The organism is Falsiroseomonas stagni DSM 19981 (assembly GCF_900114315.1).
In the GTDB taxonomy this organism is placed as follows: Bacteria; Pseudomonadota; Alphaproteobacteria; order Acetobacterales; family Acetobacteraceae; genus Falsiroseomonas; species Falsiroseomonas stagni.
The window spans coordinates 94215-106970 of record NZ_FOSQ01000010.1; the positions used below are offsets into that span (position 1 = coordinate 94215).

The 12756-nt window shown below is 71.9% G+C and carries 13 protein-coding genes; 10 read left to right on the plus strand and 3 right to left on the minus strand.

The genetic code is table 11. The features are described from left to right. The first annotated feature begins 44 nt into the window (after positions 1 to 44). From BM041_RS21630 to BM041_RS30990, 5 genes are all read left to right on the plus strand, one after another. Complete coding sequence (locus BM041_RS21630) at positions 45 to 602, plus strand: GNAT family N-acetyltransferase (RefSeq protein WP_092961987.1); 558 nt, start codon at positions 45 to 47, stop codon at positions 600 to 602. Positions 603 to 660: 58 nt separating this feature from the next. Then, positions 661 to 2670 (plus strand): S8 family serine peptidase, encoded by a 2010-nt coding sequence (locus tag BM041_RS21635; RefSeq protein WP_217648797.1) that lies wholly within the window; start codon positions 661 to 663, stop codon positions 2668 to 2670. Positions 2671 to 2821: 151 nt separating this feature from the next. Continuing rightward, positions 2822 to 3532 (plus strand): pirin family protein, encoded by a 711-nt coding sequence (locus BM041_RS21640; RefSeq protein WP_092961988.1) that lies wholly within the window; start codon positions 2822 to 2824, stop codon positions 3530 to 3532. Between the two features lie 143 nt (positions 3533 to 3675). After that, positions 3676 to 4650, plus strand: coding sequence for a calcium-binding protein (locus BM041_RS30985; RefSeq protein WP_092961989.1), 975 nt, complete (start codon positions 3676 to 3678; stop codon positions 4648 to 4650). Beyond that, positions 4568 to 5122: a calcium-binding protein gene (locus BM041_RS30990; protein WP_217648798.1), complete on the plus strand. Its 555-nt coding sequence runs from the start codon at positions 4568 to 4570 to the stop codon at positions 5120 to 5122. Before BM041_RS30985 ends, BM041_RS30990 begins: the two co-directional genes overlap by 83 nt. On the opposite strand, the gene BM041_RS21655 is transcribed toward BM041_RS30990, so the two are convergent. The 3 genes from BM041_RS21655 to BM041_RS21665 all read right to left on the minus strand — a co-directional run bounded on the left by BM041_RS21655 (position 5115) and on the right by BM041_RS21665 (position 9076). Next, on the minus strand, positions 5115 to 5921 hold the full coding sequence (locus BM041_RS21655) for a lipase family protein (RefSeq protein WP_092961991.1): 807 nt from the start codon (positions 5919 to 5921) through the stop codon (positions 5115 to 5117). The genes BM041_RS30990 and BM041_RS21655 overlap by 8 nt on opposite strands. Further along, complete coding sequence (locus BM041_RS21660) at positions 5921 to 6937, minus strand: NADP-dependent oxidoreductase (protein WP_092961992.1); 1017 nt, start codon at positions 6935 to 6937, stop codon at positions 5921 to 5923. Before BM041_RS21660 ends, BM041_RS21655 begins: the two co-directional genes overlap by 1 nt. 93 nt (positions 6938 to 7030) lie before the next feature. Next, positions 7031 to 9076, minus strand: a complete 2046-nt coding sequence (locus tag BM041_RS21665) for a 4Fe-4S binding protein (RefSeq protein WP_217648799.1) — start codon at positions 9074 to 9076, stop codon at positions 7031 to 7033. A 109-nt stretch (positions 9077 to 9185) separates the two neighbouring features. On the opposite strand from BM041_RS21665, the gene BM041_RS31915 reads away from it, so the two are divergent. From BM041_RS31915 to BM041_RS21690, 5 genes are read left to right on the plus strand one after another with little or no spacing between them, the layout of a single operon-like run. Next, positions 9186 to 9920 carry a biotin/lipoate--protein ligase family protein gene (locus BM041_RS31915; RefSeq protein WP_281244649.1) on the plus strand — a complete coding sequence of 245 codons (735 nt, stop codon included), beginning with the start codon at positions 9186 to 9188 and terminating at the stop codon, positions 9918 to 9920. Further along, positions 9917 to 10468: a DUF6505 family protein gene (locus tag BM041_RS21675; RefSeq protein ID WP_092961993.1), complete on the plus strand. Its 552-nt coding sequence runs from the start codon at positions 9917 to 9919 to the stop codon at positions 10466 to 10468. Before BM041_RS31915 ends, BM041_RS21675 begins: the two co-directional genes overlap by 4 nt. Beyond that, complete coding sequence (locus BM041_RS21680) at positions 10465 to 11517, plus strand: DUF6352 family protein (RefSeq protein WP_245762213.1); 1053 nt, start codon at positions 10465 to 10467, stop codon at positions 11515 to 11517. Before BM041_RS21675 ends, BM041_RS21680 begins: the two co-directional genes overlap by 4 nt. After that, complete coding sequence (locus BM041_RS21685; RefSeq protein WP_092961994.1) at positions 11514 to 12029, plus strand: DUF3305 domain-containing protein; 516 nt, start codon at positions 11514 to 11516, stop codon at positions 12027 to 12029. Before BM041_RS21680 ends, BM041_RS21685 begins: the two co-directional genes overlap by 4 nt. After that, positions 12026 to 12706 carry a DUF3306 domain-containing protein gene (locus BM041_RS21690; RefSeq protein ID WP_092961995.1) on the plus strand — a complete coding sequence of 227 codons (681 nt, stop codon included), beginning with the start codon at positions 12026 to 12028 and terminating at the stop codon, positions 12704 to 12706. Before BM041_RS21685 ends, BM041_RS21690 begins: the two co-directional genes overlap by 4 nt. Positions 12707 to 12756 lie beyond the last annotated feature (50 nt).

Below are 12756 nucleotides of genomic sequence, written 5' to 3' on the forward strand. Positions count from 1 at the left end.
ATCCGCGCGTTGCGGCGGCATGCGCGCGGGGCAGGCTTGCCGCCATGGTGGAACTCCGCATCCCCGATGCCGATCTGCTGCCGGATTACGAATCCGCGCTGAATCGCGGCTGGTCGCCGACGCCGGTCGCCCCGGAAGTCACGCGGCAGCGGCACCTCGCCGCCATCGCGCAGGACCGCGCCGCCTTCCTCGCCTCGCTCGATGACCGGGCGGCGAGGGGCGCGCCGGTCATCCTGCCCGATGGCAGCACCGTGCCACGGCTGCCCGGCTTCTCCCGCTGGGTGTGGCATGGCGGCTTCTGCGGCGTGGTGAATATGCGCTGGCAGCCCGGCACGGCGGACCTGCCCGCCCATGTGCTGGGCCATGTCGGCTACGGCATCGTCCCCTGGCGGCGGCGGGAGGGGATCGCGACAAGCGCGCTTGGCCTGCTGCTGGCGGCGATCGCGCCGATCGGCCTGCCCTTCGTGGAACTGACCACGGATCCGGCCAATGACGCCTCCATCCGTGTGATCACCGCCAATGGCGGGGTGCTGGTGGAGCGCTTCACCAAGGTCGCGGCCCATGGCGGAGGCGAGGCTCTGCGCTGGCGCATCACGCTTTAGGGGGGCGTTTACCGCCGGCGTCTAACTCCTGAGACAATCCTGTCGAGAGATTGTCGCCTTGTCCGTCACGCCCCTGCTGCCCCCGCTGCCCGAAGGCGCGGAGGAGGTCGCCGCCCCCCTCTGGCCCATCCTGCCCGCCCTGGCCCCGGCCGAAAGCGCCACCCTGGCCGAGGCGGCCGCGCCCGCGCTGCCGGAGGCGGCGGGGCTGATCGTGCAATTCGCGCCCGAGGCGACGCCCGCCACCATCCAGGCGGCACTGGAGGCGCTGGGCGGGCAGGTCACGCAATGGCTGCGCCCGGCCGAGCCCGGCGCCGGACCGCTGGCCGCCATCGACGCCGCGCCGGGCCTGCCGGCGGAGGCGGCGCTGGACCTGCTCGCGCCACTGGCAGGGATCAGCTTCGCGGAGGTGGATGGGCAACTCTCCATCGCGGCCGTCAGCAACGACCCGCGCTACGCCAATGGCGGACTCTGGGGCATGCTGGGCGATACGGGCAGCCTGCGAAACGCCTTCGGCAGCCAGGCGAATGAGGCCTGGGCGGCGGGGCAGGTGGGATCGACCAAGGCCGTGGTCGGCGTGGTCGATACCGGCATCGACTACCGCCACCAGGACCTCTACCTGAATGTCTGGCTGAACCAGAACGAGATCCCGGCGCTGCTGCGGTCGCAGCTGACGGATGCGGACCGCGACGGGCTGATCACCTTCCGCGACCTGAACCAGGCCGCCAATGCGCGCTTCGTCAGCGACATCAACCGCAACGGCCGCATCGATGCGGGCGACCTGCTGACCGACACGCGATGGGAGAACGGGATCGACGAGGATCGCAACGGCTATCGCGACGACCTGGTCGGCTGGGATTTCGCCAACAACGACAATGACCCCTTCGACGACAACGGCCATGGCACGCATGTCGCCGGCACCATCGGCGCGAGTGGCGGCAATGCCGTGGGCGTCGCGGGTGTCGCGTGGAACGTGCAGATGGTGGCGCTGAAGTTCCTGGCCGCGAACGGGTCGGGCAGCACATCGGCCGCCGTGCGCGCGCTGGACTATTTCACCGGCGCGGCGGCCGCGGCCACGAAGGGCGAGAACTTCGTCGCGACGAACAATTCCTGGGGCGGTGGAGCCTATTCCCAGGCGGTGGCGGATGCGGTGGCGCGGGGCGCGCGGCAGGACATCCTGTTCATCGCCGCCGCCGGCAATGGCGGCGCGGATGGCGTGGGCGACAACAACGATGCGGTCGCCAACTGGCCGTCAAACTACAACACATCGGCGCTGGCGGGGTATGATGCCGTCATCGCGGTGGCGGCGCTGACCAGCACCGGCGCGCGGGCCGGCTTCTCCAATTTCGGCGCCACCACCGTGGATATCGCGGCGCCGGGCCAGGGCATCCTCTCCACCCTGCCGGGCGATGCCTATGGCAGCTACAGCGGCACCTCCATGGCCGCGCCGCATGTGACGGGGGCGGCGGTGCTCTATGCCGCGGCCAACCCCACCGCGACGGCGGCGGAGATCAGGGCGGCGCTGCTGGGCAGCACGGCGGCCACGGCTTCCATGCAGGGGGCGGATGCCACGGGCGGGCGGCTCGACATCGGCGCGCTGATGAACACGACGCCAGTCGCCACGCCGCCGGCGCCGGCGGTGCCCGCCGCGATCCTCGGCACCAACGGCAATGACGTGCTGGCCGGCACGGCGGCGGGGGAGGTGATCTGCGGCATCCCCGCCGGCGCCGGCGCGCTGGGCCGTGGCAGCATCGACCGGCTGACGGGCCGCGCGGGCAATGACACCTTCGTGCTCGGCGATGCCCGGGGCGTCTTCTACGATGATGGCGCGGCGGCGAATGCGGGCCGCGGCGACTACGCGCAGATCATGGATTTCACGCGCGGCGACCGCATCCAGCTCTCCGACGATGTGGCGACCTATTTCCTGGCCTCCATGACGCTCGGCGGTGTCGCGGGCATCGGCATCCTGGCCGACCTGAACGGCAACAGGCGCTACGATTCGGCGGATGAACTGGTCGGGCATGTCGCCAATGTCAGCGGCCTGGTCGGGTCCGACTTCATCTTCGCCTGAGTCCTCGTCACCCACGCCGGCGCCGATCATTCATGCGGTGAATGGGGGTGATGCGGACCCGCCGACTGTGGAAAGCGGCCGGGCCGTCCTATCTCTCCGCCCGACAAACCGGCCAGGGACGATCCCCGGCCCCAGGAACGGGAGATATCCCATGATCGACGTCCGACCCTTCGCCAGCCTCGGCGGTGCCAACCATGGCTGGCTCAAGGCGAAGCACCACTTCTCCTTCGCCAACTACCACGACCCCAAGCGCATGAACTGGGGCCGGCTGCGCGTGTGGAATGATGACGAGATCGCGGCCGGCACGGGCTTCGACGCGCATCCCCACCGCGACATGGAAATCATCACCTATGTCCGCGAAGGCGCCATCACGCACCGCGACAACATGGGCAATGAAGGCCGGACCGGCGCGGGCGACGTGCAGATCATGTCGGCCGGCACGGGCGTGGTGCATGCCGAATACAACCTCGAGCCCGAGACGACGAAGATCTTCCAGATCTGGATCATGCCCGACCAGCGCGGCGCCAAGCCGAATTGGGGCGCCAAGAGCTTCCCCAAGGCGGGGCGGGAAGCGGCGTTCGAGGTCCTGGCCTCCGGCCGTCCTGGCGATGCGGGGACGGGCGCGCTGCCGATCAACGTGAATGGCGCGGTGATGGCGGCGACCATCGCCCGCGGCCAGACGCTGACGCAGCCCCTCGCCGCCGGGCGTGCCGCCTATCTGGTGCTGGCGAAGGGGGCCGCGACGGTGAATGGCGCGGCGCTGAATGAGCGCGATGGCGTCGGCATCGCGCGGGAGGAGGCGGTGACGATCACGGCGACCGAGGATGCGGAAGTCGTGATGGTGGAAGTCGCCGAGGAATAGGCCGGGCCGGGGGGCGATGCGCCCCCCGTTCCATCCGCCTGTTTCGCGCCTGGGTTGCAGAGGGCGCCGGATTTCACAAGCGGTGTTCGTGACGCACTCTTCCCCCGGGCCAGCCCGCCAAGGCCCGGTTCGGGAGGATCGTGATGTCGTTGCTGGTTGATGTGGCGTTCCTGCAGCGCCGCGTGTCGCCTGATGCCACGCAGTTGCAGGTGGTGTGGCTGTTCACCACGGGGCCGGAACTGGCCACCCGCATCACCGCGCTGAACTGGGGCGATGGCGCCGGCGGCGAAGCGGTGCCGGCCGCGCCATCGGCGGCCTTCACCTACGAATACTTCTACCTCGGCGCGTCGGGTGCACCGTCGCAGCCGCTGTTCGGCACCGCGACCTTCGCGGCGGAGGTGTTCGGCGCACCGGGCTATGCGGCGCTCACGAATGTGCGCCTGGCGCTGGACCCGGACAACACGCTCGGCCTGCTGGTGAATGGCAGCTTCGGCGGCAACCGCTGGCTGATGGTGACCGGGACGGGGGATGATTCCCTGACCGGCAGCACGAACCGCGACACCATCCATGCCGGCGGCGGCGCGGATTCCGTCTCCGGCGGGCGCGGGCGCGACGTGCTGTACGGGGCGGCCGGAAACGACACCGTGGCCGGCGACCAGGATGATGACGACCTGCAGGGCAATGCCGGGAATGACTGGCTGCTGGGCGGTTCGGGGGGCGACCGGCTCGATGGCGGCGTCGGCGCCGATACGCTGGATGGCGGTTCGGGGAACGACCTCATCCTCGGCGGCGCGGGCGACGATCTGGCGCGCGGCGGCGCCGGCGATGACGTGATCCAGGGCGAGGGCGGCTTCGACGTGCTGCGTGGCGATGCCGGGCTGGATGTCCTGCAGGGCGGGGATGGCGGGGACACGCTGCTGGGCGGGGATGGCGCGGATGTCCTGCAAGGCGAGGCGGGAGATGACCGCCTTCGCGGCGATGCCGGCGATGACGTGATGGCTGGTGGCGAGGGCAATGACCGCGCGGAGGGCGGCGATGGGGCGGACAGCCTGGTGGGGGGGGGGCGGCGACGATTCCCTGTTCGGCGGCGCCGGCATCGACACCCTGTGGGGCGATGACGGCAATGACCGCCTTCTGGGCGGGGCCGGGAACGACCTGCTCTATGGCGAAGCCGGGCATGACCGGCTGGAGGGCGGCGACGGCGCCGACTTCATGATGGGCAATGTGGGCCGCGATACGCTGACGGGCGGCGCGGGCGCGGATACCTTCTTCGGCAGCGTCGATGCCGATGTGCTGGTCACCACCGCCGACGGGGCGCGGGACCTGTTCATGTACATCAACCCCACGGCGGAGAATGACCGTATCCTCGGCTTCGTGTCGGGGGAGGATGTGATCCAGCTGTTCTTCGGCCCGCCCGGCCCGCTGATCCAGGGCGCGGCGCCGGTGGCGGGGGATGGGCCGGCCGTGCTGTTCGATACGCGGAACGGCCGGCTGAGCTACGATTCCGACGGGGCGGGCGGGGAGGATGCCGTGCTGATCGCGACGCTCGTCGGCGTGACCAGCCTGGCGGCGGGCGACGTCATCATCTGAGGATTGGCAGGCGGGCGAGTTCCGCCCGCAGCACGCCGATGGGGTCCCGCCCGGGGCCCGACGCGACCAGGGCGCGGTGCCCGCCTTGCAGCACAAGCTGGCGGGCGCCGGGCAGCAGGGCGGAGGCGACGGGCACCAGGCCGTCATTCGGCCCCGCGCCCTGCGCTTCCAGCCATCGCGCCAGCGGCGCGTGGGCCCATCTCGCCAGCGGCGCATGGGCGCGGTCCTGTGGCTGGGGCGTGGGGCCGATGGCGGTGGCGAGCGTCGCCACCGGCACGGCGTCGACCAGGGATGCGATGGCGGCCGCGTGGTCCCGCATCCAGGCCTGGCGCACCGGCGTGGTCAAATCCTTCACGCCCCGCCCGGTGCCGAGGCCGAACAGCCTTGCGGCGTGGTGCGCCGCCAGGTGGAAGGCGCGGATGCCGCAGACGCGGTCCGCGACGGGTGAACCCCGGAAGGGCGATTGCAGGGCGATGAAGCCGCGGCAGCGTGCCGCCATGCCCGGCCGCAGCAGGGCCGCCAGGGCTTCCAGCCCGCCCTTGGAATGGCCGACCAGGATGAAGGGGCCGTCCTCCGCCAGGGCCGCTTCCTCGATCCGCCCGGCATTGACGCCGACCGGCGCCACCGTCGGCAGCCGCAGCACGGAAGCCGCGACGCCGATGCCCGTCAGCCAGTCGATCTGCCCCGCCATGTAGTCGAGGCCGAGGGGGCGCAGCCCGGCCATCACCTCCCCCAGCAGGCCGTAGCAGAGCAGGACCCGCGTGCCGGCGAGGTGGGTGGCGAGGGCCTGGTCGTCCATCAATCGAGGGCGACGACCTGCTTGCCGAAGTTCCGCCCCTCCAGCATGCCGATGAAGGCGGCGGGGGCGTTGGCGAGGCCCTTCGCCACATCCTCCCGCCACTGCATCCGGCCGGCGGCCATGTGGCCCAGCATCTCTGCCCGGAAGCGGCCGTAGCGCTGCCAGCCCGTGTCGTTGACGATGAAGCCCTGGATGCGGAGGCGCTTGCGCACGACGGGGCCGAGGTTGGGGCCGGGCGGCGCGCCGGTGGCGGCGGCGCCGGTCGCGGTGTTGTACTGCGCGATCATGCCGCACATCACCATGCGGCCGAAATCGCGGAAGCGCGGGAAGACGGCGGCCTGCACGGCGCCGCCGACATTCTCCCAATAGACATCGACGCCGTCGGGGCAGGCGGCATCGAGGGCGGGGTCGAGCGGCGCGCGGTGGTCGATGGCGGCGTCGAAGCCGAGCGTGTCCTTCACGAAGGCGCATTTCGCGGGGCCGCCGGCGATGCCGATGGCGCGGGCGCCCCGGATCCTCGCCAATTGCCCGACCACCTGGCCGACGGCGCCGGAGGCGGCGGAGACGACCACCGTCTCCCCTTCCTTCGGCTGGCCGATATCCTCCAGCCCGACCCAGGCGGTGAGGCCCGGCATGCCGAGCACGCCGAGCGCCGTGGAGGGGGGCGCCTCCTTCGGGTCGATGGCGATCAGGGCCTTGGCGGGGCGGACGGAGTAGGTCTGCCAGCCATAGCCGCCCAGCACCCAGTCGCCTTCCTTGAAGCGCCCGTCACGGCTGGCGGCGACCTGGCCGACCGCGCTGCATTCCATCACGGCGCCCAGCGCCACGGGCCTGGCGTAGGATTTCGCGTCATCCATCCGCCCGCGCTGGTAGGGGTCCAGCGAGAGGAAGCGGTGGCGGACCAGTACCTCGCCTTCCCCGGGTTCGGGGATGGCGGTTTCCGTCAGTTGGAAGTCCTCGGGGACCGGGGCGCCCTGGGGGCGGCGGGCGAGGAGGATCTGCGTGTTGCTGGGCATGGGGCGGTGTTTCCCTGGTGGTCGCTCTTGGCGTCGAGTGTAGCCCAAACCCCCACCCCGGCCCTCCCCCGCGAGCGCGGGGGAGGGAGAGGGCTATTGCCGCTTCGCCCGCTCCGCTTCCCGCAACCAATCCTCGGTCGTCTTGGTCGTCGGCCGTTCCGGTCCCGCATAGGGGTCCACCTGGCCGTCGGTCGCGGCGAAGGCGCGGCAATCCTCGCAGAGGCGCAGCAGGGCCAGTTGCTTGCCGTCCTTGAACATCCAGTGGCCGCTGGCGGCGAGCTTGGCGGAGACGCGGTCGATCTGGCTTTTCACGCCGAAGGGCTTGGCGCAGCGCTCGCAGCAGAAGGGCTCTTCCTCCTTCACCACCGTGACCTGGGCGCTGGCGGCGGAGAGGTTGAGGCGCGGTTCCAGCGTGATGACCTTCTCCGGGCAGGTGGTGGCGCAGAGGCCGCACTGGACGCAGGCGTCCTCCAGGAAGCGGAGCTGCGGCTTTTCCGGATTGGCGGAGAGGGCGCCGGTCGGGCAGACGGTGGTGCAGGCGACGCAGAGGGTGCAGCCGCTGGTATCCACCCGCGCGATGCCGAAGGGGGCGAGGGCCGGCATGGGGATGACGGCCTCGCGGCGCTCCGCGCCTTCCGCCAAAGCGCGGCCGGCCTGGCGCAGGATCTCCCGCGGCGCGCCGATGGCGGCGAAGGTGGCGGGCGGGAAGGGCAGGCCGCGGCGGGGCAGGGCGCGCAGCGCCTCCCCCATCGTGAAGGGGTCGTCGGTCTCGATCGCCGCGGCGCGGGGGGCGCCGTGATCCGGCACGTTCAGGCCCGCGAGGATCGTGGTGGCGTAGTCGATGTTGCGGAAGACGCCTTCGACGCCATGCGCGCGCCTGCCCTTCATCAGCACGCGGATCTGCGCGGCGCCCCAGGCGAAGGCGGAGAGGAAGAAGCTGAGGTCGAGTTGCGAGACTTCGTTGATGCGGATCGGCAGCACGCGGGCGGGCAGGCCATCGCCGTGGCGGGCGAGCGCGTCGATCAGCGGCTCCCCATGCTCGGCATCGTGGACCAGCAGCGCGGGGGCTTCGCCGCCGGCCTCGCGGTAGGTCAGCAGAAGGGTGCGCACACGCCGCAGCAGCGCGTCGGAGGACGGCATGGCGTATTGCGCCGCGCCGGTCGGGCAGACGGCCGCACAGGCACCGCAGCCCGCGCAGATCTCCGCGCTGATCTGGACGCTGTCCTTGCCCGGCGTGATGGCGCCGGTGGGGCAGAGGTCCAGGCACCGCGTGCAGGCGGTGCGGCGGTTGCGGGAATGGGCGCAGAGGCTGGCGTCGAAGGTGACGAAGCGGGGCTTGTCGAATTCGCCGACCAGGTCGCGGGCGCGGGCGACCAGGCGCTCCACCGAGGCCGCATCGGAGGTATCGGCGCGGAGGTAGCCCTGGCGCACTTCATGGGTGGGGAAGAGGGGCGTGCCGCCGGTGAGGTCCACCAGCACGTCGCAGCGGCTGGTCGCGCCGTCCCGCGCCGGGCCCCATTCATAGGCGCTGCGGGAGGAGGGGCGGGGCATGGCGTAGCCATCCACCGTCACCTCGAAGGCGCCGAGCCAGCCGGTGGCGGCGCGGGCGCGGCCGCGGGCCACGGGGAAGTCGGCGGCGCGCAGCGGCGCGACCTTCTGCGCGCCGGTCAGCAGGACGGTGACATCGAGGCTTTCCGCCAGGCGGGCGGCGATGGCCAGCGCGGCCTCATCCCGGCCCAGCACCAGGGTCACGCCCTCGCTCTTCATCGGCACCAAGGCGGTGGCGGGCATGGGCACGGCGGCGGCGGCGATCAGCGCGGCCATCTTGGGGCCGGCGGCCTTCGCATCTTCCGACCAGCCGGCGGTCTCCCGGATGTTCACGAAGCCCAGGTCGCGGGTGAAGCCGGCGGCTTCCGCTTCCTGCTGGAACAGCGGCGCCTGGGCGGTGCAGGCGACGGTGATGGGCCGGTCCTCCGCCAGCGCGGCCAGGAAGCGGTCGAGCTGCGCCTGGCAGAGCTGTTCGGCCTGGCGGGGGGCGGTGGCGCAGCCGCGGGCGATGGCGCGGCCATCGAGCGGCATCGTGTCCTCGCAGGAACAGACGAAGGTGGTGCGCCCGTTGGTGGCGGCGGAGGTGGTCATCGGCGTCCCGGGCATCCCTGTTGTCCCCGGGTCTAGGCCCGGGCGCGGCCCGCCCATATATGCGCGTCCTCTCGCCGTTGCGAGGGATGCCGGAGGAAGCGAGCGAGCCGTGGCGAAAGACCTGCCCCTTGGTCTACCCGAACTGCCGAGTGTCTTCGAACCCGTGGTCGCGCTGCGGGAAGGGGGCGATGCCATGGCGCGCGCCATCGCGCTGGCGCCGCAGCATGGGGCGGGGACTCTCGCCTGGGTGCGATCGGCCTCCCGGATCGAGGCCGCGGTGGTGCTGGAGCCCGAATTGCCGCTGGCTGCCGCGCGCGCCGCGGTCTTCGCCGGCGCCAGCGCGCTGGCCGATGCGCTGGCCGCCTATGGCCCGCCGGAAGTGCCGCTGACCTTCCACTGGCCCGGGATCGTGCTGGTGAATGATGGCCAGGTGGGGCGCATCCGCCTGGCTTGGCCGGAGGCGGCTTCCGAACGGGCCGAGCCCGCCTGGCTGGTGCTGGGCATGGAGGCCCGACTGTCCTTTCCCCGGGGCTGGGAGCCCGGCCACGGCCTGCACCAGACGTCGGTGTTCGAGGAAGGCTGGGCGGAGGAGGAGGTATCCTGCGCCGAACTGACCGCGGCCTGGGCGCGGCACCTGATGGCGAATTTGGCGGAATGGCAGCGCAGCGGGCCGACCAGCGGCTTTCCGCGGCTGTCGGAACGCTACCTCGTCCGGCTGGCGCGCCAGGCCTGGATGGGGGAGGCGCGGCGAGGGATCGACCCGGCGACGGGCGACCTGGTGCTGGAGGAGGGGGGCGCACGGACGCGCTACCCCCTGCTGGACGCGCTGGCGGTGCCGGCATGACCGGCTTCCTGCCGCGGACGCTGCGGCTCGACCCCTCCGACACCGTGATCTTCGACCGCGCGGCCGAGCCCGGGGAATGGGCGGTGCCGGGGGCCTTCGAATTCTGGGAAGAGGACCCGGCGGCGATGGCGGGCAAGCGCCGCCAGGCCTTCCGGGGCGGGTTCCTCGGCCTGTCATCCTTCGGCTGGTCCACGCTGGTCGAAGTGGCGGCGGCGTCGGCGCTGGAGCGGGAGGTGGCGGTGAGCGCGCTGGCGCGACACATCCGCACCCGCCACGGCGCGCCGGACGATGCCGCCGCGCGGGCGGCGGCGCTGGAGGAAATCGGCTTCGCGGAGAGCCTGTGCGACGGCCATGCCGCCGGCACCGTCCTGGCCCTGTCGCGCAGCCTGGAGGAGGGGGAGGTGCGGGAAAGGTTCCGCACGCTCCATCTGCGGGACACGCCGCATACCAGCTTCAATGCCCTGCCGGTCTTCGGGATGGTGACCGTGGAGGGCGAGGATGAACCCGTGGAACGGCCTGACCTGATGAACCTCGGAGACCGCGCGTGAGCGGCAATACGCCACCCGGCCTCCTGCCGGGCGATTTCTGGGTCGCCTCCGGCCACCACCTCTGCGACCGGGACGAGGAGGGGCGCATCCATGGCACGCCCGACCTCTGGCGCGCCTTCTGCGCCCGGCCGGAACTGGTGCCGCCGGAGGAAGCCTGCGACGCGGAGCGCGCGCTGCACGCCGCCCTGATGGCGGACCCGCTGCGCGTGGTGGCGGAGGCCGAGGTCGCGGCTCTCGCCGACGCCGACGCGCAGGATAATTTCCGCGTGTTCCTGCAGTTCCGGGATCGCGTCGTGGCGGAGCCCTGCCTGGAAGCGGCCTGGCTCTCGCTGTACCGGAAGGGGGTGGCGGGCATCCCGCCTATCTTCCTGCAGATGCTGACGCACCTCGTCGTCCGGTCCGCGCTGGAGGGAGTGGGCGATCCCTTCACGCTGCGCGCCGCCGAATTGCTGTTCCGCATCCAGCGCGTCGCGATCCACCAGGGCGCGCTGCTGGTGGCGGATGAGGAGATCCTGGACCACAAGGGCGGGGATGGCGGCTACGGCGCACTCGGCCAATTGCTGATGGAAGCCGGCGCCCAGCCGCGCGAGATCGAGATCGACGTGCTGTCGGAGGAGAACGGGCACCTCTATGCCGGGCGGTCGGACGCGCACGACTTCGCCCTCGACATCGCGGAGGGGCGCCCTGGGCAGCACGGCCTGGCCCGCGCGCTGGAACGCTTCATCGGCCATGTGATGGGGGAGCAGGTGACGATCCGCCCCGTGCCCGTCATCGAGGACCACAACTGGACCTGGCATGTCGGGCTGGACGCGGAAGCGACGGCCATCGCCAATGACCTGTGGCAGGGCAAGAAGGTGAAGCAGGCGCGGCTGGCGCGGATCATCTGGCTCGGCGTGCTTGAATTCGCCGAGGCATCGCGCGTGCTGCCCAGGGTGGCGGGCAAGCCGGTCTACCTGGCGATCGCGATGGATGCCGCGCAGAAGCTGCGCCTGAAGCCGCAGAACCTGGTGGCGGGCCTGCCGCTGCGGGCCCGGGAGGATGCGGCATGAGCGTCCCGCGCCACCCCGATTCGGTGGCGGTGCAGGTCGCCGTCATCGCGGAACGCCGGCCGGGCGTGACCAAATGGGTCGACCATGTCTGGCAGGCGGTGGAGGTGCTGGAGGATGCGCCCCCCGTCCCCGCCTGGACGAAGCTGCGGGAGGAAGCGGGCCGTGCCCTGTTCTTCGCGGGCACCGCGGAGGTGGTCATGCACCCGACCGACACCGACAACTACAAGCACAACCTTGAATCCGCGCAGCCCCTGGTCTGGGTGCTGCTGCGCCCGACCGAGGCCGAGCCGGGCATGGCGCTGCAATCCGTGATGGTCGATCCCGGGGAGGCGCATCTGCACGCCGATGTCGGGCAGGACCTGATGGAGGCGCTGCCGATGCCGCCCGGGCTGCACGCCATCGCGACCGAGTTCGTCGCCCGCCACCACAAGGAACGCGGCTTCTACAAGCGCAAGCGAGACCAGGCGAACCCTGAGGCGCTCGCGCGCCGGATGCCGGAGGAGGGTGCGTGAGCGGGGAGGGGGAGCCGGGCTTCCTGGGCCGCTGGTCCCGCCGCAAGCGCGGCGTGGAGGCGGAGGCCCCGCCGGCGGTGGCGCCGGAGGCCGAGGCGCCGGTCGCGGTGCCGGTCGAACCCGCCGGCCTGCCGAAATCCGGCACCTGCCCGATCCCGGGCATGGAACCGATCGACCTGTCGACGCTGCCGCCGATCGAGGAATTGTCGGTCACCAGCGACCTGGCGCCCTTCCTCCGCCCCGGCATCCCCGCCGCGCTGCGGTCGGCGGCGCTGCGGCGCATGTGGAGCCTGGACCCGGCGATCCGCGACTACATCGGCCCGGTCGAATACCAGTGGGACTTCAACACGCCCGGCGGGCTGCCGAACGGCTTCGCCTCCGAACTGATCGGGGATGTGCAGAAGCTGCTGGCCCAGGCGATCGGGGCGGTGGAGGAGAAGCCGCCCGCCGCGCCGGGCGACGCAGCCGCGACCGAATCGGTCCCGCTGCCCGGGCCCGAGACGCTGCCGGCGCCGGGGCCGGCCATGGTGGTGGAGGTGCCCGCCATGGTCCCCCCGAGCGCAACGCTGACCACGCCGCTGGCGCCGCCCCCGATGGCGGCGTTGCCCGCAGCCGAGGAGGATAGCATCGAACCCCAGCCGCGACGCCGCCGCCATGGGGGTGCGCTTCCGGCGTAGCTGCCATTTCTGTAATGTTTCATGAGGGCTGAAGGACAAGCGGCGCGCGG

Bases quoted from the DNA above. Each gene is read 5' to 3' on its own strand.
- BM041_RS21675 (WP_092961993.1), top strand. From the start codon at position 9,917: ATGACCGGCTTCCTGCCGCGGACGCTGCGGCTCGACCCCTCCGACACC.
- BM041_RS21640 (WP_092961988.1), top strand. From the start codon at position 2,822: ATGATCGACGTCCGACCCTTCGCCAGCCTCGGCGGTGCCAACCATGGC.
- BM041_RS30985 (WP_092961989.1), top strand. From the start codon at position 3,676: ATGTCGTTGCTGGTTGATGTGGCGTTCCTGCAGCGCCGCGTGTCGCCT.
- BM041_RS21655 (WP_092961991.1), bottom strand. From the start codon at position 5,921: ATGGACGACCAGGCCCTCGCCACCCACCTCGCCGGCACGCGGGTCCTG.
- BM041_RS21685 (WP_092961994.1), top strand. From the start codon at position 11,514: ATGAGCGTCCCGCGCCACCCCGATTCGGTGGCGGTGCAGGTCGCCGTC.
- BM041_RS21660 (WP_092961992.1), bottom strand. From the start codon at position 6,937: ATGCCCAGCAACACGCAGATCCTCCTCGCCCGCCGCCCCCAGGGCGCC.
- BM041_RS21630 (WP_092961987.1), top strand. From the start codon at position 45: ATGGTGGAACTCCGCATCCCCGATGCCGATCTGCTGCCGGATTACGAA.
- BM041_RS21665 (WP_217648799.1), bottom strand. From the start codon at position 9,076: ATGACCACCTCCGCCGCCACCAACGGGCGCACCACCTTCGTCTGTTCC.
- BM041_RS30990 (WP_217648798.1), top strand. From the start codon at position 4,568: ATGGGGCGGACAGCCTGGTGGGGGGGGGGCGGCGACGATTCCCTGTTC.